This is a genomic window from Caldicellulosiruptor sp. DIB 104C (genome assembly GCF_028198085.1).
GTDB lineage: Bacteria > Bacillota > Thermoanaerobacteria > Caldicellulosiruptorales > Caldicellulosiruptoraceae > Caldicellulosiruptor > Caldicellulosiruptor saccharolyticus.
In genome coordinates this window covers 1500810-1526651 of sequence record NZ_CP116337.1, presented here as the reverse complement: position 1 = coordinate 1526651, position 25842 = coordinate 1500810, and the positions used below count along the sequence as shown (strand labels likewise).

At 32.9% G+C, this 25842-nt stretch carries 17 protein-coding genes and 1 riboswitch; of the genes, 8 read left to right on the top strand and 9 right to left on the bottom strand.

Features of this window, described 5'->3' with window-relative positions:
* The first annotated feature begins 349 nt into the window (after positions 1-349).
* The 3 genes from PGC14_RS07800 (at position 350) to PGC14_RS07790 (ending at position 7094) form a co-directional block, all read left to right on the top strand.
* Positions 350-2731, top strand: coding sequence for a helix-turn-helix domain-containing protein (locus PGC14_RS07800; protein WP_271628588.1), 2382 nt, complete (start codon positions 350-352; stop codon positions 2729-2731).
* Positions 2732-3087: 356 nt separating this feature from the next.
* Complete coding sequence (locus PGC14_RS07795; RefSeq protein WP_271628587.1) at positions 3088-4431, top strand: pectate lyase; 1344 nt, start codon at positions 3088-3090, stop codon at positions 4429-4431.
* A 188-nt stretch (positions 4432-4619) separates the two neighbouring features.
* A complete protein-coding gene (locus PGC14_RS07790) occupies positions 4620-7094 on the top strand; it encodes a cellulose binding domain-containing protein (RefSeq protein ID WP_271628586.1) in 2475 nt (824 codons plus the stop codon).
* Positions 7095-7540: 446 nt separating this feature from the next.
* Here the strand turns inward: PGC14_RS07790 and PGC14_RS07785 are convergent, their stop codons facing one another.
* Positions 7541-11002: an adenylate/guanylate cyclase domain-containing protein gene (locus PGC14_RS07785; protein ID WP_271628585.1), complete on the bottom strand. Its 3462-nt coding sequence runs from the start codon at positions 11000-11002 to the stop codon at positions 7541-7543.
* Positions 11003-11143: 141 nt separating this feature from the next.
* Positions 11144-11240, top strand: a riboswitch (cyclic di-GMP riboswitch).
* Between the two features lie 136 nt (positions 11241-11376).
* Here PGC14_RS07785 and PGC14_RS07780 point away from each other — a divergent pair.
* Positions 11377-11796 carry a hypothetical protein gene (locus tag PGC14_RS07780; protein ID WP_039764699.1) on the top strand — a complete coding sequence of 140 codons (420 nt, stop codon included), beginning with the start codon at positions 11377-11379 and terminating at the stop codon, positions 11794-11796.
* A 62-nt stretch (positions 11797-11858) separates the two neighbouring features.
* Here PGC14_RS07780 and PGC14_RS07775 read toward each other — a convergent pair whose 3' ends face one another.
* Genes PGC14_RS07775 through PGC14_RS07765 form a run of 3 tightly spaced genes read right to left on the bottom strand, consistent with a single transcriptional unit; the run spans position 11859 to position 14985 of the window.
* Positions 11859-13064, bottom strand: a complete 1206-nt coding sequence (locus tag PGC14_RS07775; protein ID WP_039764702.1) for a sensor domain-containing diguanylate cyclase — start codon at positions 13062-13064, stop codon at positions 11859-11861.
* Positions 13061-13795 carry an MBL fold metallo-hydrolase gene (locus tag PGC14_RS07770; protein ID WP_039764703.1) on the bottom strand — a complete coding sequence of 245 codons (735 nt, stop codon included), beginning with the start codon at positions 13793-13795 and terminating at the stop codon, positions 13061-13063. Before PGC14_RS07770 ends, PGC14_RS07775 begins: the two co-directional genes overlap by 4 nt.
* Positions 13796-13836: 41 nt before the next feature.
* The gene (locus tag PGC14_RS07765) at positions 13837-14985 is read right to left on the bottom strand and encodes a GAF domain-containing protein (RefSeq protein WP_039764705.1); all 1149 of its coding nucleotides are present in this window, start codon (positions 14983-14985) and stop codon (positions 13837-13839) included.
* 195 nt (positions 14986-15180) lie between these two features.
* Here PGC14_RS07765 and PGC14_RS07760 point away from each other — a divergent pair, with 195 nt between their 5' ends.
* A complete protein-coding gene (locus PGC14_RS07760; RefSeq protein WP_039764707.1) occupies positions 15181-16908 on the top strand; it encodes an S-layer homology domain-containing protein in 1728 nt (575 codons plus the stop codon).
* A 48-nt stretch (positions 16909-16956) separates the two neighbouring features.
* Here the strand turns inward: PGC14_RS07760 and PGC14_RS07755 are convergent, their stop codons facing one another.
* From PGC14_RS07755 to PGC14_RS07745, 3 genes are read right to left on the bottom strand one after another with little or no spacing between them, the layout of a single operon-like run.
* Positions 16957-17520 carry a uracil-DNA glycosylase gene (locus tag PGC14_RS07755; RefSeq protein WP_271628584.1) on the bottom strand — a complete coding sequence of 188 codons (564 nt, stop codon included), beginning with the start codon at positions 17518-17520 and terminating at the stop codon, positions 16957-16959.
* Positions 17498-18703, bottom strand: a complete 1206-nt coding sequence (locus tag PGC14_RS07750) for an aspartate aminotransferase family protein (protein ID WP_271628583.1) — start codon at positions 18701-18703, stop codon at positions 17498-17500. The genes PGC14_RS07755 and PGC14_RS07750 overlap by 23 nt, the downstream gene beginning before the upstream one ends.
* 53 nt (positions 18704-18756) lie before the next feature.
* The gene (locus PGC14_RS07745) at positions 18757-19383 is read right to left on the bottom strand and encodes a DedA family protein (RefSeq protein ID WP_271628582.1); all 627 of its coding nucleotides are present in this window, start codon (positions 19381-19383) and stop codon (positions 18757-18759) included.
* Between the two features lie 93 nt (positions 19384-19476).
* Here PGC14_RS07745 and PGC14_RS07740 point away from each other — a divergent pair, with 93 nt between their 5' ends.
* A complete protein-coding gene (locus tag PGC14_RS07740; RefSeq protein WP_271628581.1) occupies positions 19477-20451 on the top strand; it encodes a hypothetical protein in 975 nt (324 codons plus the stop codon).
* Here PGC14_RS07740 and uppP read toward each other — a convergent pair.
* On the bottom strand, positions 20420-21214 hold the full coding sequence (gene uppP, locus PGC14_RS07735; protein ID WP_039764718.1) for an undecaprenyl-diphosphatase UppP: 795 nt from the start codon (positions 21212-21214) through the stop codon (positions 20420-20422). The genes PGC14_RS07740 and uppP overlap by 32 nt on opposite strands.
* Before the next feature lie 142 nt (positions 21215-21356).
* Here uppP and tsaD point away from each other — a divergent pair, with 142 nt between their 5' ends.
* Positions 21357-22367, top strand: coding sequence for a tRNA (adenosine(37)-N6)-threonylcarbamoyltransferase complex transferase subunit TsaD (tsaD, locus tag PGC14_RS07730; protein ID WP_271628580.1), 1011 nt, complete (start codon positions 21357-21359; stop codon positions 22365-22367).
* Between the two features lie 12 nt (positions 22368-22379).
* On the opposite strand, the gene PGC14_RS07725 is transcribed toward tsaD, so the two are convergent.
* Positions 22380-23432, bottom strand: a complete 1053-nt coding sequence (locus PGC14_RS07725; RefSeq protein ID WP_271628579.1) for an HD-GYP domain-containing protein — start codon at positions 23430-23432, stop codon at positions 22380-22382.
* A gap of 254 nt (positions 23433-23686) precedes the next feature.
* On the opposite strand from PGC14_RS07725, the gene fusA reads away from it, so the two are divergent.
* Positions 23687-25771 carry an elongation factor G gene (fusA, locus tag PGC14_RS07720; protein WP_271628578.1) on the top strand — a complete coding sequence of 695 codons (2085 nt, stop codon included), beginning with the start codon at positions 23687-23689 and terminating at the stop codon, positions 25769-25771.
* Positions 25772-25842: the final 71 nt, after the last annotated feature.

The window sequence follows — 25842 nt, the reverse complement described above, 5'->3', positions numbered from 1 at the left end:
AGGTATGGTGTGCTACCCTTTTTTGTTTGAATACATAATTTTAGTAAATTAAAATATATGGGAAAATTGCTTAAATAAAGTTGTGTAATTTGAGATATATTTTAAGCTACGAAATGACTATAGCATACATATTAAGAAGTAATAACCAACATACAAAATTGCTGTAATATGATAAAAACTATTTTTAAAGGTGCTTAAAATTTTCCTGTCCAAAATAAAATTTTCTTGCTTAAAGTGTGACAAGTTGCGTGATAAACTTTATTGTGAAGTGGCTATAGCAAATAAAATTAAAATTCATATAAAATCCAACAATTTTTAGTATGAGGGGTTAGGGGGTTTATGTAGGAAGATGAGAAGAATTATATGTTTTAAAAAAAGTGCAAATATGTTCTTAATCTTTTTAGTTATGGTTTTTCTGCTTCATTTTCTAATGTCAGTTTTCTTATTATATATGACTAAAGAACTTATTTTAAGAGACAGAATTAATAATAAGTCAATTCAATTAGATAAACTTCGCGAAAAAATAGACTATGAACTAAAGAAAATGAATGAGATAGTTACACGTATTCTTACTGATGATGAATTAAAATGGGTAGGGAATCTAAGGGGTTTAAGAGAAAATTCTTCAGATTTGTGGGAGTACTTTGAATATTATAAACACTTTAAAGACATTAGTATGATTAATGGAGAGTTAAAACCTATCATTGTACTTTTTTTATGCGAGGGAGAAATAGTATATTTTGCTTCCGAAGAATTTGGCTCTTTTTTTACATTTGGATTTGAAAATTTTTGTAATTACTTTTCACCTGACAGAATGAACTGCCGCGTTTGGCGCAATAGAATATTCAATAAAAACAACAGTAAATGCAAAAATAAGTTAATATCACAAGAATATTTAATTAGTGGGCAAAGAATATTGGCATTGCATGCAACATATTACTTTCCATTTGATAATTTTGGAAATCGATTGGCAATTCTTCTGGTAATTATTGATGTTGCTAAGTTTCGGAAGCTACTAAAAGAAAACAAATTAAACAGCCAAGATTCAATAATTTTAATTTATGATAGGTGTGAGAAAAGAATATTAACTTCAAATAAAGCAGATATTAATAATATAAGAAATGACATTTTAGAAAATCTTAGCAAAACCAAAGAATATGTTGCTAACCTGTATGATGTAGTAGCAATACGAAATAAAAAGTATATATTTTTACGGTTGGCTTCAAATGTATATGATTGGGATTATGTTTATCTAGTACCATATAACAGCATAAAAAGTGAAATATACATTTCAAGAACTGTTTATACATTGTATCTAACGGGGTTTACAATTTTCATAGTTATTATAAGTTTATATGCTATTTATATCAAATTATATAAAATAAGGACAAATAAAATAACTAAGGGCTTAAAAAATGTAAACGAGGAGAATGAAAATAAAATACTTCCTTTTAGGAGGTTAAACGAGTTAAAGGAGAAAGACCGCAGGTTAATACACACTAAAATTACAAATTACAGGATTCTTAATAAAATAACAAGTAAACAAGAATTATTAAACGATATGATAATAGAAAAACTTATTTATGGTTGGTCTTATAGCAAAGGGGCAATAGAAGAAAAAATCCAAAGTATAGGCTTAAAAATTGGAGGTAAAAAATTTTTAGTTGCCATGATCAAAATGCTATCTCTTACCAAACAAGTTAGAACAAGAGATATAATAAAAAATGAGTTAGAAAGTATTAGGATTGACTCAAAAATTAACTTGGTATTTTATTATGTTTACCAACTTGCAAATAGTGATCTTGCTTTAATTTTAGCATTTGATGAAGATGAAGATAAAAAAGTAAGTCAAAATGTAAATCTTTTGCTGAGGTTGATAGGTGATAAATTAGTAATTAAAATATGTGACAAATATTTAATTGCAGTTGGCCGTATAGTTAATAACATTGACGAATGTAGAATTTCATTTTTAGATGCAAAAGAACTTATTGAAGCGAATAAATTAATCACAACAGAGAACGTTGAGAATGGCATACTGTGGTATTATGATGTTGTTAAGAAAGATAATAATATATGGTATCCAATAGAAATAGAAGAGAGATTAATGTTGTTAGTTAATCTAGGGAAAATATCTGAGATTGAAGAAATTCTAAACCTATTATATTATAAAAACTTTGAAGAAAACGATATATCACTGAGTTTAAAGTATGTGCTAATTAGTGAGTTAATTGGAACAATTATTAAAATTGCAGATAGGACAAAAGTAAATATTGACAATCTATTTGACATTAAGAACTTTATTTTTATTGAAGAAAATGACTTCGACAGGTTATTTGAAGATATAAAGCAAGTATTTATTAATATAACAGAACAAATCAAGAGAAACAGGAAAGCTTCCAGGGAAAAATTAATAGAGGAGATATTAGAATTTATAAACAAAAACTTATTTAATCCAAACATGAGTATATCCTTTGTCGCTGAAAGATTTAATTTATCTGAATCTTATTTTTCTAATATTTTTAAAAATGCAGTAGGTATTAAGTTCAGTGATTATGTAGAAAAGTTGAGAATAGAAGAAGCATATAAATTGATAAAGCAAAAAAAGTGGAATCTAGACGATATTAGTAAAATGGTAGGATATACCAACATTAAAACCTTTAGAAGAGCTTTTAAAAGGGTTAAAGGTTGTTTACCCAGTGAAATTTTAAACATAAATGAACAGGATATATAGAGAACCATGTGTATTTAAACATACCTTAATAAAATCCTATCACATTAAAATTTTCTTTATTCAAAATAAACAAATTAGTTAAACATAACATTGTTTAACCATATTATAAAACTAAAAAAGTGTCCCTTGAAACAAAGAATTCAAATTAATATATTAATGCTAACAGGGGAGTAGAGGAGCAAAAGAGAATATTTCTACTCCATCTGTAGATTCAAAAAAATAAGATAACAATACACCAAGGGAGGGATGAATTTGTTAGCACACTTTTTGTAAGTGACAGTTAAAGAACCATTTTCAACAAATTTTTTGATGCAGACCGTAAATAATTATAACAAAATAAGAAGGGGGTTTAGGAGATGAGTTACAGGAAGATTTTATCTATTGTGGTCAGTTTGATAATGGTTGTATCGTTGTTTACGGGGATTAGTTTGCATAATGGAGTTGCAAAGGCGGCGACACTTTTGACAGATGATTTTGAAGATGGCAACAGGGATGGATGGTCGACCTCGAACGGTAGCTGGAGTGTAGTAGTGGATGGGAGCAAGGTTTTAAAGCAGGCTAGTACAGGTTCTGAGGCAAGAGCGTATACTGGTTCATCTGACTGGAGCAATTATACAGTTGAAGCGAAAGTTAAGGTATTGGGTGTGAAGGATTCGAGTTCAGGTGCGGGAGTGATAGTGAGATATAAGAACTCAGGTAACTTTTATGCGTTGGTATTAAGAGATTCAAAGATAGAGATAGTGAAGAAGGTAAACAGTAGTAGGAGTACATTGGCGTTCAAGTCGTTTACGTTGAATCAGGATACCTGGTATAATGTGAAATTAGAAGTAAATGGGAACAAGTTAATTGGATATGTTAATGGGAGTCAAGTATTAAGTGCAAGTGATTCATCGATTGCGACAGGGAAAGCAGGTTTAATAGCTGACAGGTGTGTTGCTGAATTTGATGATGTTATTGTAAATTCAAGTGTGAGTGGTATAGCACCTACTCCGGCACCAACACCGACTTCATCAGTGACACCAACACCAACGTTGACTCCAACGCCAACCGAAACACCTACTCCAACTTCCACACCAGTACCAACACAAACTCCAACAGTAACACCCACTCCAACCCCAAATACTGGTGGTGTTTTAGTTATTACAGATACAATAATTGTTAAATCCGGTCAAACATATGACGGTAAAGGAATAAAAATAATAGCTCAAGGAATGGGTGACGGAAGTCAATCTGAAAATCAAAAGCCCATATTTAAACTTGAAAAAGGGGCAAAGTTGAAAAATGTAATAATTGGAGCGCCAGGTTGTGACGGGGTACATTGTTATGGTGATAATGTGGTTGAAAATGTTGTATGGGAAGATGTTGGAGAGGATGCGTTGACTGTAAAAGGTGAGGGGGTAGTGGAAGTTATTGGTGGTTCAGCAAAAGAAGCTGCTGACAAGGTGTTCCAACTTAATGCACCGTGTACATTCAAAGTAAAAAACTTCACAGCTACAAATATAGGAAAGCTTGTAAGACAAAATGGTGGTACTACTTTCAAAGTAGTTATTTATCTTGAAGATGTAACATTAAACAATGTAAAAAGCTGTGTTGCAAAATCTGATAGTCCAGTATCAGAACTGTGGTATCATAACTTGAATGTAAATAATTGCAAAACATTATTTGAATTTCCGTCCCAATCGCAGATACATCAATACTAATTGTTCATTTAAGAAAGGAATAATGACGTTTTAGTGAGTAAAATAGAGAAAAAAGTAGATAAGAGTGCGTGTGATGAATTTGATATTTATATGAAGTCCTCAAATTCATCACACGCCACTTTTTTGGATGAGTCTTTTGTAGGTTATTACAATTGAAGATAAAGAGAGAAGTTTTGGAGGTAAGTTCAATGTTAACTAAGAAAAAGCTTAAGGAATATGTATACTTTGTATCGATTATTTTTTTTATGAGTATTATATTGTTAAATGGACAGATAAATGTGAGCAAAAGTAATTTAGCAATGGCGGCAACGGGAAGTCAAATTGAGAAGTTAAATAGAGGATTAATTGCAATAAAAGTAACCAACGGAGTATTTTTGAGTTGGAGAATGTTTGGTTCAGATCCAGCGAATATAGGATTTAATATTTACAGAAATGGAATAAAGATAACTAAAACACCAATTCAGAACAGCACAAACTATGTTGATACTGATGGAACAACCAGTTCGAGGTATTATGTAAGAGCAGTAATAAATGGGGCAGAGGTAGAGCAATCTGAAGAAGTAAGTGTGCTTAGTAGCAATTATATTGAAATAAGATTAAATAAACCAGCGAATTCTCCACTCGGTGCTTCATATTCGCCAAATGATGCAAGTGTCGGCGATTTAGATGGTGATGGGGAATATGAGATTGTTCTGAAATGGGATCCAAGTGATTCAAAGGATAACTCACAAGCTGGATATACAAGCAATGTGTATTTAGACGCTTACAAATTAAATGGCAAGTTCTTATGGAGAATTGATTTGGGTAGGAATATAAGAGCAGGAGCACATTATACACAATTTATAGTATATGATTTAGATGGTGACGGAAAAGCTGAAGTTGCATGTAAAACAGCTGATGGAACAATAGATGGACAAGGCAATGTGATAGGAAATCCAAATGCTGATTGGCGGAATTCGTCTGGCTATGTTTTATCAGGTCCTGAATATTTGACTATATTTGAAGGTGCGACAGGAGGAGCAATAAAGACAGTTAATTATATTCCGCCACGTGGAAATGTTTCGTCATGGGGCGATTCATATGGAAACAGGGTTGACAGGTTTTTGGCAGCAGTAGCTTATTTGGATGGGAAGAGGCCTAGCCTAATTATGTGCCGAGGATATTACACAAAAACATATATAGTTGCTTGGAATTGGCAAAATGGCGATTTAACAAAGTTATGGCAATTTGACACAGGAGAGATTAAAGATGGATATAGAGATGATTACGAAGGACAAGGAAATCACAATTTGAGTGTAGCTGATGTTGACAATGATGGTAAGGATGAAATAATATACGGCGCGATGGCAGTAGATGATAATGGAGCACCGTTATATTCAACCAAATTAGGTCATGGTGATGCAATGCATGTGTCAGATATTAATCCAGACAGGCCTGGATTAGAAGTTTGGCAGTGTCATGAAGGAAGCACAGGAGCGAGTTTAAGAGACGCGAAGACTGGGCAGATATTAGTAAGGGTTTTAACATCTGGAGATTGTGGGCGTGCTTTGGCGGCAGACGTTGATCCGAGATATAAAGGGTTAGAAGTGTGGGCAGCAGGGGTAAGTATTAGAGATTGTAAGGGAAATGTAATCAGTAATGCGACACCACCATATAACTTTGCAATTTGGTGGGACGGGGATTTAGGCAGAGAATTATTGGATAAAACATATATTTACGAATGGGATTATAACAATAATAGAACAAATACTATATTTACAGCAAGTGGATGTTCATCAAATAACAACACAAAGGCAACGCCCTGCCTGAGTGCAGATATATTTGGAGATTGGCGAGAAGAGGTTATATTTAGGACTAGTGATAACAATGCAATCAGGATATATACAACCACCACATTGACAAATTATAAGATACCTACGCTTATGCATAACAGGCAATATAGAGTGTCTATAGCATGGCAGAACGTTGCATATAATCAACCACCTCACGTAAGTTTTTATTTAGGGTATGAGACTAATGTGAATAACATATATCAATATTTTGAAGGGTATGGGCAACAACCAATTGCTACACCGTCGCTAACCCCGACAAAAACACCAACGCCTACATCAACTCCATCGCCAACATCAACTGCAACATCTACGCCAACTCCAACAGCAACACCAACTCTAACCCCGACGCCTGTTAGTACCCCTGTGACAAGCAGGCAGATAAAGGTACTGTATGGTAACAAGGAGACAAACAGCACGACAAACACGATAAGGCCGTGGTTGAAGGTAGTGAACACGGGAAGCAGTAGCATAGATTTGAGCAGGGTAACGATAAGGTACTGGTACACGGTAGATGGTGAGAGGGCACAGAGTGCGATATCTGACTGGGCACAGATAGGAGCAAGCAATGTAACATTCAAGTTTGTGAAGCTGAGCAGTAGTGTAAGTGGAGCGGATTATTACTTGGAGATAGGATTTAAGAGTGGAGCAGGGCAGTTGCAGCCTGGTAAAGACACAGGAGAGATACAGATAAGGTTTAACAAGAGTGACTGGAGCAATTACAATCAAGGAAATGACTGGTCATGGTTACAGAGCATGACGAGTTATGGAGAGAATGTGAAGGTAACGGCGTATGTAGATGGGGTGCTGGTATGGGGGCAAGAACCAAAATAATAGGTTTATAGAAAATTATTTAATGACAAAAAATTGTTAATTGCAAATTAAAAATGCAACGGATAAAAATTATTAAAGCCATAGCTTCGAACTGTAATATTGGTGATATAAAATTTTACAAAATATGTATACGAAGCTATGGCTTTATTTTTATCTTGTGGTTCTGAATACCCGTAAATACTTCTGATTATAACTCTCTTTTTATAACGAATTTTGATTTAATCTCGTCATAAAATTAGTTTGTGTAGCCTATTTCTATTTTTAGGTTTATCTTATAGTCTTCATAGTGTTTCTTTGTTCTTCCATCTTCCCTACGTATTCATACAAGTTCTGATTAGTTAGACTCTATTTTCCTGTTATTTCATGCTTAATTGAGATGTTAATTTTTGCTTTTTAAGGAAATTTTACATTAGTAAAATATCTTCTGCTCAAACAATGGAGTTGATCTAACTTATCAAAAACTTTTTAAATGAAGCTATTTCAGTCTTGATACTGCACTCATCATCAATTAATTTGCTCCATTTTTCTGACATTTCAAAATAATACTTTGCTTGGTCTTTTTGCGAAGTTTTTAGATAAGTTTTTGCTAAGAGAAAATAGCACTTTGCGAGTTCTAAGGCAGAACCACTTGTTTCACTAAGTTTTATTGCATTTTTGAAGCATTCTATTGCTTCACTGTACTTTTCAGCAGCAGAAAGTATCTCCCCTTTCTTTCTTATGCATTCTATTTGTCTGAATATGTTTTTTTCTGCAAACTTTAATGAAATATCAATTTCTCTCTCTGCATCCAAAAGATTGTTTGTCAACAAAAAAAACTCTGCCTTAGTTAGATGATATTCGTAAGATGTATCTATGTCTTTTAAATTTTTAATAAAACTTGTTGCTTTATTAAGAAATTCTTCAGCAGCTTGCCAATTTTTCAGAAGAAGCAAAACTTTTGCGAGATTTATAAAACTCAAAGCTTTTTCGGCAGTAAACATTTTTGTTTCGCTGATATTTAGTGAGGCTAAAAACAATTCATAGCTATGTATTAATAAACCTTTTTCAATGTAGATTTCGCCTATATTAAGTAGGCAAGCACATTCTTCATACGAGAAATTCCATTTTTCAGCATTTTCATAAGCTTGGTTTAGATATTCGTATGCTTTTTTAAGAAGTCCTTTCTTTGTATAAATTATCCCTAAATTTATCAAAATATGAATTTGTGTATGTCTATCGGAAATTTTTTTGCTTTCTTCTAAGGCTAATGTTAAATTTTGTATTGCGCTATTAATTTGACCAGTTTGAAAATAAAGAATACCAAGATTACTGGTAAGTTTGACACGTAAACCAATATTATTAGTTTTAATTGCGGCAGATTTAGCTTTTTGTAAGTAATTTATTGCCTTATTAATATCTCCATAGTTTCTATAAAATGTATATGCAACTACATTAAAAATTTTCACAAGATTCTCAATCTCATTATCTTGCATTATTATAGTTTCTGTCTCTTCCAAAATTTGGTTAATATCTGAAGCCCCAGTATAACATTGAAATAGACTCTTGAGGTAGACTAATTTTGAATATAAGGTACTATTCCTGTCAATATTTTTTTCAAGCCCTATGAGTATTTCCTTCGCTTTAGCAAAGTCAGCAGTAAGGATGAGACATTCACATATTTCGCATTTTATAAATAGACTTTTTTCGGCATCTGCTACGCTATCTAAGATATTTAAGTACTTAAGAGCTTCAACATAGTTACCCATTTGTTTTTCTAAACTTGATAATTCTTCAAGTACTTTTGTATATAGATTGTTTTTTTGTTGGTTGTAATTTTCTAACATTTCAATTGCAATTTTAAAGTATTTTACTGCGTACTTGTACAAAAGTTGCTTTTTATAATAATTTGCAAGCAATATACAATATTTGGAAGAATTTATTATATCGTTCGCTTCACGGTAATGATAAATCAAAAGCTCGTAATAATAACTAATATTTTCTCTGAATAGTTTTTCAATAGATTTGGCAATTTTAAGATGAAGACTTATTTTAGTACTTTTTGGTATTGACCTCAGGACTGTTTCAAAAATAATATTATTTGCAAATTCGAAGATTTTGTCTGCTGTTGAAGATTGATAAGTTATGTCAACAAATTTAATGAAATTACTTTTTGAAAGAGTTAAGATGATATCATTTTCAGATTTTGAAGGTTTTAAAACATTTAATACTATACGTAAATTAAATCTTTGTCCAAAAACAGCAGCTATTTTCAAAAATTGTATTAATTCCTTATCGAGTTGAGAAAGTCTGTGTTCAACAATTTTATAAAATATTTCTGAAGCATTTATATTAGTGTTTTGAAGAAACAGCTTATTGTTCTGAATGCACAACTGATGATTCAAATAAAGCCATCTACAAACCTCTTTAAGATAAGAAATTTTTCCTTCTGATATGTCCACCATTAGCTGAGTAAATTTTTCATCAACAGTATTAACATTAAAGAAAGATTTCAGAAATTCCTCTGTTTCCTGAAGTGACAATTTCTGCACATAGATGGTTTTTTCGGCATTAAGGTGGATACTTTCATTTTCTGAAGTTATAATAAAGATTACTTTATCACAATACAAATTTGTCTTTAAATATTCCAGGATTTGAATTGATTCAATGTCAGCATAATGGATGTCATCTATTAAAAAAATAGAAAAATTTGAGCTCAAAAAAGCATCAAAAAATAGAAGTACATTTTGCCGAATTTCAAATTCCAAATCTTCTTGGGTCATGGATGAAACAATATTTCTAAAATCATCCTCGATATCTAATTGCAGAATGATAGAAAGAAATTTGAAACAGGTTTCTTTTTTTTCTAAGTCATCTTTAAATAAAAAGTCAAGAAAAGAGATTAATCGATGTTGCTTTATGGTTTGCACATCGTCTACACTTACATTTAATACTTTACATATTATTTGCGAAATTAACAAGTAAGGACGCGAATAATTATTAAAACTGCATCTAATGTAATACGTTTTTATATTGTTTGCAACTAAATGATTAGTTAATTTTTCTAAAAGAGAAGTTTTTCCAACACCGTTTGGCCCCAGTAAAAGAACGCTATTTGTATCTTTTGATGCGATTATATTAAATAGTTTTGATAAATAGCTATCCTGGATACGAGAAATTACATCAAATGTTGTAGCTTCATTGATAATTTCTAAAGGTATATAACACCTTATGGGATTGCTTTTATTTTTAACATAAATTTCTTTTGCCTCTGAATATAGGAATAAATCAAAAGTCTCCCTATAAATACTCTCTGATACATAAATAGTATTCTCAGGTGCTGCTGCTTGTAATCTTTGAGCAACATTAACAACGTCCCCAATAACAGTATAATCCTTTTCATAATATCCTCCGACTTTGCCAATTGCAACTATACCATAATTTATGCCGATACTCATTGATATTTTTAAATTTTTTTGTACTGAAAACTCGTTACAGAGCTTTAACATTTCAAGAGCACACAACACAGCACGCTTTGGGTCATCCAAGTGAGAGTTTTTTGCACCAAATAGTATCATAACACAATCTCCAATGAATTTATCTATGGTACCTTCATAGTAGTAAACAGGCTTTAAAATATATTCAAAAAATTCATTGATTATATTATTAACCTCATCAGGGCTTATTTTTTCGGAAAGCTTAGTAAATCCTGATATATCTGCAAATAGCACGGCTACCTTTTTTAGTTCGTCAGCAGATTGTTGATTAGCTTCACCTTGTCTTACAAATTCCCCACAATTAGGGCAGAAATTAATGTAAGTAGGTAATAATGAATTGCAAGATGGACACACACCCTTAAATTTCATTCCGCAAAAGATACATTTTTCAGCATTAGGAGATTGAATTTTATTGCCACAGTTAAAACAAATCATAGTTTTTCACAACCCAAAAATTTTTTTAAAAAGCTATTGAAAATTTAAAAATTTATGCGATAATATAATTAGAAAACCACATAAAAATTATACACAAAGAATGCTAATTTGAACAGAGCTTTTAAAAATAAGTGAAGCATATGTCGATAAAGGCAAACCTGTCGAAAGGCAGGGGCGCAAAGCCATGGGTCTGTCGGAAAAGGGTTTTACCTTTTCCTATGATCGCCAGGCTGCCGAAACATATGTCAAGGGTAAAGTGAGTAAAAGGAGTATTTACCTTTGGCAGAGAGGCACCTGGCTGAAAAGTCAGGTGCCTTTTGATATATTAATGAGCAAGGCTTTGCTTGCTCAACTTAAAGGGGGTGTAAAAAGTTATGAAGCTTCATGTTTTGAAGAAATGGTCAATTGCTATACTTTTGGTATTTATTTTATCATTGGGTTTGAGTAGCATTGCTTTTGCACAAGATGAAACTCCTATTCAATTTAGTGGTAGTTTTACTGTAACAAATGAAGGAGGAAAATTCCAGGTAGGCTTTGTAGAAATTGATTTTAAGAAAGACTCGCTACCTGATGGAATAGATGCAATTACCTTTTATGCACAGATATATGCTGAAAATGGAACTGTGTACATTGAATTTTCACCAGATGCTAAATTCAAAAAAGATGTGCACCTAAGATGTGAAGGATATGAAGGGTACATCTATGATAGGTCTGCGGGGAAGAATATTTATGTCAAACTTAAAAAACAACAGCTAAAAACAGATCATTTTTCAAGGTTTGTATGGTCATTCTAAGATAATCCCTCTATCCTCATAACCCCTCGAACTCCTTTATATATTTTGAACGACCCTCATAATTAATATGAGGGTCGACTTTTTTTCTTTTCTTTCTTGACCTTGTACATATTCTCATCAGCTATTTTAATCAAGTCTTCGGAGTTCAAATTGGAAGTTGGGGAATATTCAGCAAATCCATAGCTTATTTGAATCTTATAGGGCTTTTGGACTTTTGCGTTAAACTCGTCGATTTTATTTTGGATTCTTGCAAGAACAATATTAGCTTCTCTTATTGTTGCTTTATAAAGTATCAACACAAACTCATCTCCGCCATATCTGAATGCTATATCATAACTTCTGATACTTTCTTTTAGAATTTGAGCAAAGCTTTTTAAAAGTTCATCGCCTATTTGGTGGCCAAATGTGTCATTTACTTGTTTTAGTCCATCGACATCAATAAAGCAAACAACAAAGTGTGTTTCATTCATTTTGGAGAGTTGTATCTGCTTTTCTAAATAAATCATTCCTTCATTTCGCGTAAACAGACCTGTCAGGTCGTCCAAAGATGCATATTTTTTAAACTCTTCTTGTTCAATTAAAATATCTTCACTCAAGTTTGCAATCACTTGTTTCATAGAATTAAATAAACTGATTAGAGCATAACGAGTGTTTGCAATATTTTTTTCTATCCTTTGGTAAAGATGAATTCGTTCAATTAATAAAGACGCTTGAGATGCAAGTGACAAAATAATTTCTTCATCTTCTTTTGTAAAGTCAACAATATTTTGGTAGATGTTGTCTTCTGTTAGCTTAATGGACTTGTCTTTCTTTTTGTTTATTATCTGCAAAACACCAATCACATTGCCTTGATAATCAATCATGGGTATTGCCATAAGATTTAGGGTTTTATAATGTAATGCTTGGTCGAAAAGTTTAAACTGCTGCAGGTGAGAATTTTGGATATTTTGAATGTTGTTAATTGTAACAGGAATGCCATTTTGGGCAACGTATCCGACAATGCTTTGATTATCTATAGGTATTTTATAACCAATGTAATTGAAAGCAACTGAGTAGTTTTTGGCAAGTGTGATGACTAAATATTTTTGTCCTTCGAATTCTTTTACGATATAGAGGGTACCACCATCACTATTTGTGATGTCAATGCTTTCATTTAAGATCATTTCTAAAATGGTATCGACGTTTTTCTCCCGTGAAATTGTAATTCCAATTTTATTGAGTTTTCTGATTAGTCTTTTTAAATCTTGGGGATTATTATATTCGATCATTTTTTTGCATCCCTCTCAGCTACAATTTCTTGAGGTATATTAAAACCTAAATTTTTAGCTAAATTTACATCAAACCTTTCATCAATATGCATACAATAAACCTGTTTTCTTTTTGAGGGTGGTATTTGTTCTGAAAGTTCCTTTATGGAAAGATGGGGATGATGGTTATGATTTTCTGAACAAGTATCTTGGAATAAAAAATCTATTTCGCCTTCTAAAAATTTGGTTAGGATATAAAGAGGAATTGATTTTGAGTCCCCACTGTAATAAAATGTTACATTATTCAAGTAAATTAGATATCCAAAACAAGGCAATTCATTTACATGAACTTGTTCTAAGGATATTACCGTAAGTTTACTGAGATAGTTAACAAAGTCCTGAGGGGTTTTCAAAGTGTATATCTCATTTCTGATACCCATATAGTCAAGTAAATTTGATATTATTTCAGGTTGAGGGAAGATAAGAGTTATTTTCTTGCTTAGTTGATAATAACAATACAAGATTAATTGACCTAAACTTGCAATGTGGTCAGGGTGTGTATGAGTTATTAAAACATTTAAATGTAGATATTTTTCAAGTAGTTTCAAACTCAAAAGGGAGTTAAATATACCTCCACCACAGTCAATTAAAAAAAGATTATCTTCCAATTCAAAGTAAGCAGAGGTATTGTTATAATTAGGATTAAAAGCACTTCCGATTCCCAGAAATTTTAAAGGGTTTTCCTTTGACATTTTTTTCACCACCATTTCTTAATTAATAAATTAAAAACAATTTAAAGATCTCCAAGAGTACTTTTTAAACTTTCAAATATTTCCTCAAGAGCTTTTTCTTCTGAAGGTTTTATTTCATAAAAACTCCATTTGGTTTTGAATGGAAGGTTATAATTTTGTGAATTTGCCTTTTCAATCATTTTTCTTTCTATCCTTTTGGCAATCATTTTAGCTTTTATCAAGTCAACGTTGTAAAGCAAAAGGACATACTCATTTTCTTTTACCATTACAGGAATGTCATATATTCTTATTTCTGATGAAAGTACTTCATAGAATATATTTGATACTTTATTATCTGAAGTTTCGATTGATAAATAACATACAGTTATAATTGTTTCAGTAACTTTTGAGAGTTCAATTTGTTTTTTACAAAGTTCAAGTCCTTCTTTAAACTCAAGAACTTTTTTTCTTTTCTCAGCTTGAAGATACTCTATGAACTTTTGCTGACCTGTCAGCATTATATCATTTAAAGTCAAAATTGATTTTTTTACCGAGTCGAAAATATTACTTAGCATCTTTTGAGTATTTGTTATCAGTTGATCATTTTTTTGATGAAGCCAAATTCTCTCTAAAATAATTCCTAAAAGTGCCGAGATTGCTAATATTATTCTTGCATCGTTATCAGTATAGTCAATAGTAAATAGATGAGCATTATTTTCTTCAAGTTTTAATTGAGGTTTTGCCTTCTTATTAACAACTTGCAAAACTCCTATAACACTGTTTGTGTAATCAAAAATTGGTACTGTTATAGTGTTAATTGTAATATAATGCAAACTCCTGTCAAAAAATTTGAATTGCCTATATTCATGATTTTCAGGTAAAGATAAAGTTTTATTTATAACCACAGGTTTGCGGTTAGAAGCAACATATCCTGCTAAACTAATAGAGTTTATAGGCAGTGAGTATCCCAAGTAGAATTCAAAATTGACTGATTGATTTTTTGTAGCTTTGATTACAAGTTTTTCCTCGTTTTCTATCATTTCTTTAAGATAAATTGTGGCACCATCACTTGTTGTAAGTTCTAAACATATATCAATGGTTTGAAGGAGAATATCCTCTATATTTTTTTCAGTTGAGACATATAATACATAGGAGCTCAATTTCTCAAGAATATTTCGTAATTTCGAAATTTGGTCATAAAGTTCTATCATAATGTCAAAGTCACCACTTTTGAGAAAATCGCTATATTAAAATTATCGCAAAATTTAGTTGGTAAATCAATCAAAAATAAGGTTAGAAATAAATTACACAATTTTGTAATCATTTGATAATATAAATTATAAAAATTATGGTTATAATGGAAGTATCATAAGCAAAATTAATTTAAGAAAGGGGTTCAGAGGAGGATGAAAGTATTTAAAAAACGTCTATTGCTGATATGTGTGATGTTGGTTTTTGCTATTGTACAAATTTTTTCTGCAATTGCTTTTGCTCAAGACACATCAAGTCCTATTTTTTCAGATTTACCGCAAAATCACTGGGCTTATAATGCTGTAAAGTTTATGGTTGAAAGAGGAATTATTACGGGCTATCCAGACAATACTTTCAGACCTGACAATCCTGTGACTCGTGCGGAATTTGCAAGAATAATGGTGGTAGCACTAAATCTACCGATAAAAGTAACAGATACGCCATCCTTTAAAGATGTCCCTAAGGACCATTGGGCTTATCCATATGTTGAAAGTGCAAAATATTATTTGACAGGATTTAGAACTGCAAATGGTGACTACTTTAAACCTTCTGATTATGCAGTGAGAGAAGATATGGCAGTTGCGCTTGTTAAAGCAAAAGGTTTACAAAATGAGAATGTAGATATGAGCATATTAAATAATTACATTGACAAAGACCAAATATCGCCTAATTTAATGAAATATATTGCAATAGCAATTTCAAAAGGCATTATGATAGGTAACCCAGTTACCAATTCTAATCAGTTAAGGTTTGACCCACAAGGTGTTCTTACACGTGCCCAAGCAGCTATGCTTCTTTATAATGTTATTAATACCAAAGAGGAAAAAATAACTTATGACGATAACAATGGAGCTCAAAATAATCAGCAGCCTGGTTATCAAAAACCCAACGTGAGTGGATACACAAAAGGCGATAAAGTAGTTTTGGTTTGGAATAGGATAAACGACACCAGATTAAAAGGATATGCAGTTGTTATTTCCAAGAACAATATTGAACCTGAGTATCCTAAGGATGGCTATCTCACTATATTCAATAACAGAGATAATACTTACATTGAAATAAGCGTGGACTCAAAATATAATAATGGTGATTTTGGAGTTTACCTAAAAAGTGGAGAAGAGTATTATTTTAGTGTAACTGCTATTTATGACAACAATGTGTATGTAAAAGGCAATTCGATAAAACTGAAAATGCCAGTAGTACCTAATTATTTTGAAAAACCCTATGTGAAGTATGAGTATAAAGATAATAAATTTGTCCTGAGCTGGCAACCAATAAATGATTCGAGGTTAATTGGATACTATGTAGTAATTTCTAAGAAAAATAAGGAACCAAAGTATCCTGATAATGGCTATCTTGTTTTCATTAATGATAAGAATACGACCCAAATAACAATTGACAATACTATACCTTATAAGGGAGGAGACTTTGGTGAGTATTTAAGAGATGGTGAGGAGTATTATTTTAGCGTGACTGCCCAGTATCAAGACAGGTTTGTTGCGGGCAATAGTGTAAAAGCAGTTTATTACTCAAACTTAGACATAGCAAAGCTAAGGCCAAAACTTGAAGCGAAGACCATAAAAAAATTTTTTGGTATAAGATATATATCTCTAAGATGGAACAAAATAGATAATGATAAATTGTTAGGATATAAAATAGTTATCTCAGAAAACAATTCAACACCTGACTATATAAAAGATGGTTTGCTGGCAACAATAACTGATAGAAATATTACCTCAATAAATGTAAAAGCAAAGGATAAGTATTTAACAAACAATGAATATAAAGAGATAAAGAGAGGGTATTACTACTATATAACAATTTACGCAATTTATACTGATAGAATAGTTGGAGGTAATGTCTTAAAAGTTAAAATTCCATAAAATTTGAAAGGGCTGTAAACGCTTATACATAGGTTGTTTACAGCCCTTTTAAAATTGAATCATTTCTTTTAACTTTTCTTTCACACTTTTCAAATCCCTGTAAAAATCCTCTCTTTTGCTGGGATCGCGAAGAAGTGCTGCTGGATGGTATGTAGCCATAATGTGAAACTCACCTTTTTGAAACCACTTGCCCCTGTCTTGAGTGATTTTAAGATTCCTACCAAGAATATATTTCATAGCAGTTGCACCAAGACAGACTATTATTCTGGGCTGAACAAGCTTTACTTGTGCCCGCAAATAAGGTAGGCAATTTTGGGCTTCGTACTCTGTAGGTACACGATTGTTGGGTGGTCGACACTTCAGGATGTTGCATATATAAAAATCATTTTCACGTGAAAGTTCAAGAGCATCCAGCGCAAGATCAAGAAGCTTTCCTGCTCTTCCAACAAAAGGTTTTCCTTGCTTATCTTCTTCTTCACCCGGTGCTTCGCCAATAAACATGAGCTTTGCGTTTTTGTTGCCATCTCCAATTACAACATTTGTCCTGTCCTTTGAAATTGGGCATTTTGTGCAAGAAAGACAGCTTCTTTCAAGCTCTTCCCATGTTGTCATACCTTTTCACCACTTCTTTGAAGATTTCTATCGCTCTGTCAATATGTTCTTTTTGAACAATCAAGGGCGGGGCAAACCTTACAACATTACCCCCACCGCAACTGCTTGTCAAAAGCCCATTTAATGCAAGCTCTTTTACCATATCTTTAACAGGGAAAGAAAATTCCACTCCAATCAATAGTCCTAAACCACGGACATCTACAATTGATTTAAAAAGCTCTTTTAGTTCTAAAAGCTTTTGTTTTAAATACTCTCCCATATTCTTTACATTATCGATTATATTTTCTTCTTCAATTATCTTCAATACCTCTAAAGCTGCTCTTGTTGCTAAAAGATTCCCGCCAAATGTAGAACCGTGCTCACCAGGTTCAAAGCTTGCAACCTCTTTTTTGCAAAGCATTGCACCAATTGGTATGCCATTTCCAAGTCCCTTTGCAAGTGTTATTATATCTGGGATGACTTCATACTGTTCAAAGCAAAACAGGCTTCCACATCGTCCAATTCCTGTTTGAACTTCATCAATTATAAGTAAAATTCCGTTTTCCTTGCAGAGCTTGTAAATTTCATTTACGAATTTCTTTTCAAGAACCTTAATTCCACCTTCTGCTTGTACAAGTTCAATCATGATAGCTGCTGTCTTGTCATCTATTGCAATTCTTATTTTCTCAATATCAGCTTCAACATTCAAGAATCCTTCTGGCATTGGTTCAAATGGTTTTTGATACTTCTTTTGTCCTGTTGCAGCAGTTGTTGCAAGCGTTCTTCCATGAAATGAGTTTATAAGTGTTATGATTTTATATCGATTGCTTCCTTTTTTGTAAAAATAATTTCTTACAAGCTTTATAGCAGCTTCATTTGCCTCAGCACCTGAATTGCAGAAGAATACCTTGTCAAAAGGTGAAATTTCACAAAGTTTTTTAGCCAAAAGGGTCTGATTTTCTATATAAAAAAGGCTTGATGTGTGGATTAATTTTTCAATTTGGTCTTTTAAAGCTGCAACAAATTTCGGGTGGCTGTGGCCCAAGTTGCACACTGAAATTCCAGAGATAAAATCAAGATATTCTCTGTTTTCTGTATCATAAAGTATGCAGCCTTCACCTTTTTCAAATGCAATTGGGATTCTGTCGCCAAAAACATTTACATAGTACTGTTTATCATAAGAAATAATCTCATCTATTTTCATTTTTTACTACCTCACTAATCAAATTTTTTATAATTATACACCAATATTAATATTTATTCAACATCAACCCTCTTTTTAGACCGTGTCAGCTTGATAATTACGTATCCTAAAATAGCGATTATCAAAACAGCCAAGATAAAATAATCTAAGCCTTTTAAATGCTCTTCAATTGTTCTCCAGTTATCTCCAAGCTTTTTGCCAAGGTACACAAATACTAAAGACCAAGGAAACGAACCTAAGATTGTATACACAGAAAATTTAACAAAATTCATCCTTGCAATTCCAGCAGGAAGTGAGATAAACGTCCTTATTACTGGCAAAAGACGGCTTATGAATATTGTAATTTCTCCTCTTTTTTGAAAGAATCTTTCTGCTCTTTCAAAATCGTGTTTTGAGATAAAGAAGTATTTCCCATATTTTAGGATAAAGGGGCGACCACCATAATATCCAATTAAGTATGCAATTACAGAACCTGCATAACCTCCGAGTGTTGCTACTAAACTCATAGAGAATATATTTCCAATACCTTTATAAACCAAATATCCACCAAGCGGTAAAATTATCTCAGAAGGAATAGGAATGCATGCAGACTCAAGAGTCATACCAATAAATATTCCTAAATATCCAAATTGTGATAAATATTCAGCAATTGAAACAAAGATTTGTTTTAGAACTTCCATTTCCTTTTTCCTCCAGTAGGTTTGTATTCATATTAAATAAAAGAGTATAATACATTTAATTGAGAAAAAAGAATGTTAGGAGAACACAAAGTTATGACAATATTTTTTGCAATTGCATCAACAATTCTCGGCTCAATTATTGGAGCTGGTTTTTCAACAGGTCAAGAGGTTTTCTATTTCTTTTCTCGGTACAAAACAACCAGTTTTTGGTATATCGCTGTAGCCTCATTTCTAATACTTTTGATTTTATTATACTTTTCAAATAGTGTATTTGAAAATGGTATTTTAAATAGAGTTTTAAGGTTATATATCATGTTATTTTCATTTGTTACTTTAATTGTAATGTTCTCAGCGTTTGGGCAGCTCGGCTTCGAATTTTTAAGGATAAACAAATATTTTTTTACAATTCTTTGCTTTGTTTTGAGCATTATTATCTATGGCCGCGGTTTTGCATCTGTCATAAACGTGAATAAAGTAGTTGTAAGTTTGCTAATCAGTACGATTTTTATAGTTTTTTTAAAAGACACATTTTCTAAAGAGGTATTACTACAGTTTGATGTACTCACGGATTCTTTGAAAAAACTTTACTCTACCCCTCTCTCACCGATATTATATGCAACATACAATTCACTTTTAGCATTTCCTGTAATATATAAGTTAAAAAATAGGTTTAAACCCAGAGAACTAAAAGTTGGTATTATCATAGCTTCTATTTTAATTTTTATATTGTTGAATTTCATAAACATAATTATACTTTCAAATCCTTCTTCTCAAACCTCACAGATGCCACTTTTGAAGGCAACTGACAATCATGTATTACAAGCCATCCTTATATTGTGTACATTTTTGGAGATACTTACAACAATTTTGGCAAACTATGTGGGACTTTGTTATTCTATCAAAAGTTCAGAAATTCAAAATATCATAATGATTACAGCTTTACTTTTGGGTTTTAATGGTTTTGAGCAGCTTCTAAGAAGTCTGTATTCTCTTATGGGCTATCTTGGTATTGGAGTAATTATGATGATGCTCTTGTCTACATTCTTAAAAAAAAGACAACTAAAATAAATGCTGCAAGTAAGAATCTATAGTAAGCGAATATCTTAAATCCACTTTTTCTCACTATATCAAGCAAAAAATGTATAGCTAAAAATCCAACAATTGCAGAAGTAAAAAATCCTATTGCAAAGCTTGAAAACTGGCTTGAAACATCATGTATGTTTTTCAAAAGTGACACAGCACCAGCTCCAAAGATGATTGGCGCTGACATCAAGAAAGAAAACTTTGCAGCAGCTTCTTTTTTAAGCCCCAGTAAAAGCCCTGTTGTCATTGTAATACCTGAACGAGATATTCCCGGAAAAAGTGCAAATGCCTGTGAAATTCCAATCAGTCCTGCTTGTAAGATGTTCATATTCGAAAGCGTAAATTTATTTTTAGCAGTTTTATCGACATAGTATAAAATAAACCCGAAAACTGCAAGTACCACAGCAATTAATAGGTACTGTTTTCTGAACACATTCTCAACAATGTTTTCAAAGAAGTATCCAAACCCTGCTCCTGGAATTGTTGCTACTATTATAAACCACAGAAGTTTTCCTTGGTCTGATTTTGGCTGTGTAATACCTTTTACTATTATCTCGATATAGTCTCTCCAAAAATATACAAGTACCGCCAAAAGAGTACCTAAATGCAAAGCTACATCAAATACCAGTGAGTGTTCCTTCCATCCAAAAAGCCATGGGAATATAATAAGGTGAGCAGAGCTCGAAATAGGCAAAAATTCTCCCAAACCCTGAAGTATTCCCAAAAAGATTGCTTGAAAAGTGCTCAAAACTCATGCCTCCTTTGAAAATTTTAATAGACTCTTATATTATACCAAAAATACGACTTATATTTTATTAAAACCAAATTAAAAATTTGGTATAATAAAAACGTTACTCAAAAGAACATTGAAAGGGAGATGCAAATTATAGATGCTTGTACTTGGTATTGAAACATCATGTGATGAGACAGCAGCTGCTATTGTAAAGGATGGCAGAGAGGTTCTTTCAAACATTGTGTATTCTCAAATTGAGATTCACAATCAATTTGGTGGAGTTGTTCCAGAGATAGCTTCAAGAAAACATGTTGAGAAGATTTCGTATGTAGTTGACATGGCTTTAAAAGAGGCAGATATAGATATTGATAAAATAGATGCAGTTGCGGCAACTTATGGGCCTGGACTTGTTGGTTCTCTTCTTGTTGGACTTTCGTTTGCCAAGGCACTAAGCTATGCCAGAAAAATACCTTTTATTGCTATAAACCATATAGAAGGACATATATACGCAAATTTCATTACCTATCCCAAGCTCAAACCGCCTTTAATAGTTTTGGTTGTTTCAGGTGGGCATACAAACCTGATTATTTTAGAAGACTTTGACAGATATGAAGTTGTTGGAAAGACAAGAGATGATGCAGCAGGCGAGGCGTTTGACAAAATCGCAAGGTATTTAGGTTTGGGGTATCCTGGCGGACCTGCAATAGATAAAGTTGCAAGACATGGAGATGAAGAAAAATATAAGTACCCTTTAGCTGATGTGGGAGGGTACAATTTTAGCTTTAGCGGGCTAAAATCTGCTGTTATAAACCATGTGCATACTTTAAACCAGCGTAGAGAGAATTTTAAGGTAGAGGATGTAGCAGCATCATTCCAAAAGGCAGTGGTTGACACTTTGGTAGAAAAGACAATAAAGCTTTCTCTTGAATCAAACATAAAAAGAGTTGCAATTGCAGGTGGAGTTGCTGCTAACTCAAAACTCAGGGAAGAACTTTCAAAAAGATGTAGTGAGCATCAAATAGAATTTTACGTCCCTGATTTTAAGTACTGTACAGACAATGCAGCGATGATAGCCTCTGCAGGGTATTTTAAATTGATAAAAGGACAGACCTCAAGCTATACCACAAATGCAGTACCTTATATCAGTCTTGTTAGCAAAAAGGAATAAAAAAAGATTGTATTAGTAATTTATAACATCAATAATCTCTCTCTTTTGGTCCTGGGCAAGGTCTATGTAGTATGGGGTGAGTACTGGTGGGCCTTCCTTTCGTGCAACCACTTTTACAATAGGCCTTGTTTTATTGAATGGATTTTCTTCATACACGATTGCAATTTCACCTGTGTTAAGAACAACAAAACATCCAACAGGGTATTTCACAACCATCTTCAAAAACTTTTGTACAATCTCTTTGTCAAACTGAACTCCTGCATATTTTAAAAGGTAATCAGCTGCTTTAGTGGGCACCACCTTTTTCTTGTAAACTCTGTCAGCTGTAAGAGCATCATACACATCTGCAATTGCTATAATTCTTGCAAAAATAGGAATCTTATCACCTTTTAATTTTAGTGGATAGCCTGACCCGTCAAGCCTTTCGTGGTGTAAAAGTGCTACTTCTGCAATCTCTTCTGAAATCCCTTCCATATTTTTGACCATTTGATATCCATAAATAGTGTGCTTTTTCATTTCTTCAAACTCTTCATCTGTAAGTTTTGCCGGTTTATTCAGAATTTCTGGAGGAATCTTCATCTTACCAAAATCATGTAGCAAAGCTGCTAAGGCTAAATCTTCTATCTTTTTTCTCTCAAAACCTAAAAGCTTTCCTATTATTGCAGAAAAGATGCTAACATCTACTGAATGAAAATATGTATAATTATCAACATCTCTAAATCCAACGATCTTCAAAAATACATCCTCTTCTTGAATTATCTCGGCAACAATATCATTAACAATCTCACGAGCAACAAAGGGGTCAACAATTTCACCTGTCTTTGCTGAGACCATCAAATCTTGAATTGCAATAAATGTTTCATGATAAATAATCTCTTCCTTTACGTAATTTTTTGTTATTTCATCTTCAACATAAACACTGTCAATATTGTATTCCTTTAGTTTTTCAATAAATGAGGGCTTTATGATAAATCCTTCGGGGAGCAAAAGTTTGCCATTTTCAGTAAACACATCTCTTGCAAGCTTCATACCTTCTTGCAATTCATCAATTGTGACTTTTCTCATCTTTTTTACTACTCCTTTTCAGTATTTTATTGATGCAAATCAAGATGTTTCTAATTAAAATTTTACAGAAATACTTTTATTTAATCAACAGTGTTTTTGTATAGTATTTTAAAATTTGTTTTGTTTAAAGCATTGTACTTTTTCAAAAATGTCTATGAGAATATCAAGTTTAAAAAGGATTTTCGTTTTTGATGTAGAATATCTTATTAATATCTACAAATTTCTCATAGTCAAAATTCAAGGGGGAATGTAATATGAAAGAATATGCTCCGCAGTATATTAAAAATGTAGTTTTACTTGGACACGGCGGAGATGGAAAGACAATTCTGACAGACAGCATGCTTTTTAATGCAAAGTGTATTGACCGAATTGGCAGAACAGAAGACGGTACAACCACTTCTGACTTTGACCCTGAGGAGATAAAAAGACGAATCTCTATTTCAATGACAGTTGAGCCACTTGAGTGGGGAGATTACAAAGTAAATGTGCTTGACACGCCAGGTTATTTTGACTTCGTGGGTGAGGTTTGTGAAGCTATACATGTGGCAGAGTCTGCAGTTTTGGTAATTGGTGCAAAAACAGGTGTGCAAGTTGGTGCAGAAAAAGGATGGGAGTTTGCAGAAAACAAAAAGTTGCCAGTTTTAATTTTTGTAAATAAGATGGATGAAGAGAATGCTGATTTTGAAAAGGTACTAAAAAAGATTGGTGATGTTTTGACTCTAAAGGCAATTCCAATTCAGTATCCAATAATTGAAAATGGAAAATTTGTGGGCTTTGTAGACATCATTTCAAAAAAGGCATATGTGTATGAGAACAACTCCGCAAAGGAAGTTCCAATTCCGAGCGGGTTGATTAATAGAGTTGAGGAGCTCAGAAATAATTTAATAGAGGCGTCTGTAGAAAACGATGAAGAGCTTATGGAAAAGTATTTTTCAGGTGAGGAGATTTCAACAGATGAAATTTTCAGGGGATTGAAGCTGGGTGTACTTTCAAGATCAGTATTTCCAGTCATGTGTGGCTCAGCTTTGAAAAATTTGGGAGTTAAAGAGCTTTTAGATGCAATTGTGAGACTTCTTCCTTCTTCAGCAGAAAAAGAATTCAAGGTAAAAGATGTAAAAAACAATAGTGAAATTGTGTTAAAACCAGACACAAGTTTGCCAGCTTGTGCATTTGTGTTTAAAACAGTTGCTGATCCATTTGTTGGCAGAATTACATTTCTCAAGGTTTTAACGGGGACCCTCAGACCTGATATGACCCTTTACAATACCTCATCAGACAGACAAGAAAAGATTTCTCAGCTTTTTATTATAAGAGGCAAAAAACAAATACCAACTGCAGAGCTGAAAGCAGGTGATATAGGAGTTGTGACAAAGCTGCAATCTACGCTTACAAATAGTACTTTGTGTGACCCATCCAAGTTACTCCAAGTTGAGACAATTGAATTTCCACGTCCATGGCTTATGCTTGCAATTGAACCAAAGGCAAAGGGCGATGAAGAGAAGATTTCAAATGGGCTTCATAGGTTGATGGAGGAAGATTTGACATTTAAAATAGAAAAAAACAATGAAACAGGCCAGAATATCATATACGGAATTGGCGAGCTTCACATTGATGTGATTGTAAATAAGCTAAAAAATAAATTTGGTGTATCTGTTGTATTGTCTGAGCCAAAAGTGCCATATAGAGAGACCATCAGAAAAAAGGTTAAAAGTGAAGGAAAGTACAAAAAACAAACAGGTGGGCATGGTCAGTACGGACATGTATTTATTGAATTTGAGCCAAGTCCGGTAGAAGATTTAGTGTTTGAGGAAAAGATCTTTGGTGGAGCCGTGCCAAAACAGTATATACCAGCTGTTGAAAAAGGATTGAGAGAATGTATTAAAAAGGGTGTTTTAGCAGGTTATCCTGTCATGAACCTCAAAGCAACACTTGTTGATGGTTCATACCATCCAGTTGACTCCTCAGAGCTTGCCTTCAAGGTTGCGACCTCTCTTGCGTACAAGAAAGGATTGGCACAGGCAAACCCAGTGCTTCTTGAGCCTATCATGAATGTCAAAGTTGTTGTACCAGAAAGTTACACAGGCGACATAATGGGAGATTTGAACAGGCGAAGAGGGAGAGTTTTAGGAATGGAGCCTGTCGATAAGAACATGGAAAAGATAGAGGCAGAGGTACCGCTTGCTGAGATGTTCAAGTATGCCACAGATTTGAGGTCTATGACACAGGGCAGAGGCTGGTTTACAATGGAGTTTGTAAGATATGAAGAGGTGCCAAGCCATATTGCTCAGAAAGTAATTGAGGCAGCAAAAGCTCAAATGACCGAGGAAGAAGAGGAGTAAAAAATTTTTTCAATTTGCTATTTACAAATAGAGAAAATGGGGTTATAATTAAAAAGACGTTGGTTGTTCAG

Excerpts from the sequence above, each read along its gene's own strand:
- PGC14_RS07750 (WP_271628583.1), bottom strand. The coding sequence starts at position 18,703 with ATGAAAATAGATGAGATTATTTCTTATGATAAACAGTACTATGTAAAT.
- PGC14_RS07740 (WP_271628581.1), top strand. The coding sequence starts at position 19,477 with ATGACAATATTTTTTGCAATTGCATCAACAATTCTCGGCTCAATTATT.
- tsaD (WP_271628580.1), top strand. The coding sequence starts at position 21,357 with ATGCTTGTACTTGGTATTGAAACATCATGTGATGAGACAGCAGCTGCT.
- PGC14_RS07745 (WP_271628582.1), bottom strand. The coding sequence starts at position 19,383 with ATGGAAGTTCTAAAACAAATCTTTGTTTCAATTGCTGAATATTTATCA.
- PGC14_RS07765 (WP_039764705.1), bottom strand. The coding sequence starts at position 14,985 with ATGATAGAACTTTATGACCAAATTTCGAAATTACGAAATATTCTTGAG.
- PGC14_RS07795 (WP_271628587.1), top strand. The coding sequence starts at position 3,088 with ATGAGTTACAGGAAGATTTTATCTATTGTGGTCAGTTTGATAATGGTT.
- PGC14_RS07755 (WP_271628584.1), bottom strand. The coding sequence starts at position 17,520 with ATGACAACATGGGAAGAGCTTGAAAGAAGCTGTCTTTCTTGCACAAAA.
- PGC14_RS07775 (WP_039764702.1), bottom strand. The coding sequence starts at position 13,064 with ATGATCGAATATAATAATCCCCAAGATTTAAAAAGACTAATCAGAAAA.
- PGC14_RS07760 (WP_039764707.1), top strand. The coding sequence starts at position 15,181 with ATGAAAGTATTTAAAAAACGTCTATTGCTGATATGTGTGATGTTGGTT.
- PGC14_RS07790 (WP_271628586.1), top strand. The coding sequence starts at position 4,620 with ATGTTAACTAAGAAAAAGCTTAAGGAATATGTATACTTTGTATCGATT.
- PGC14_RS07785 (WP_271628585.1), bottom strand. The coding sequence starts at position 11,002 with ATGATTTGTTTTAACTGTGGCAATAAAATTCAATCTCCTAATGCTGAA.
- PGC14_RS07770 (WP_039764703.1), bottom strand. The coding sequence starts at position 13,795 with ATGTCAAAGGAAAACCCTTTAAAATTTCTGGGAATCGGAAGTGCTTTT.
- PGC14_RS07780 (WP_039764699.1), top strand. The coding sequence starts at position 11,377 with ATGAAGCTTCATGTTTTGAAGAAATGGTCAATTGCTATACTTTTGGTA.
- PGC14_RS07800 (WP_271628588.1), top strand. The coding sequence starts at position 350 with ATGAGAAGAATTATATGTTTTAAAAAAAGTGCAAATATGTTCTTAATC.
- fusA (WP_271628578.1), top strand. The coding sequence starts at position 23,687 with ATGAAAGAATATGCTCCGCAGTATATTAAAAATGTAGTTTTACTTGGA.
- PGC14_RS07725 (WP_271628579.1), bottom strand. The coding sequence starts at position 23,432 with ATGAGAAAAGTCACAATTGATGAATTGCAAGAAGGTATGAAGCTTGCA.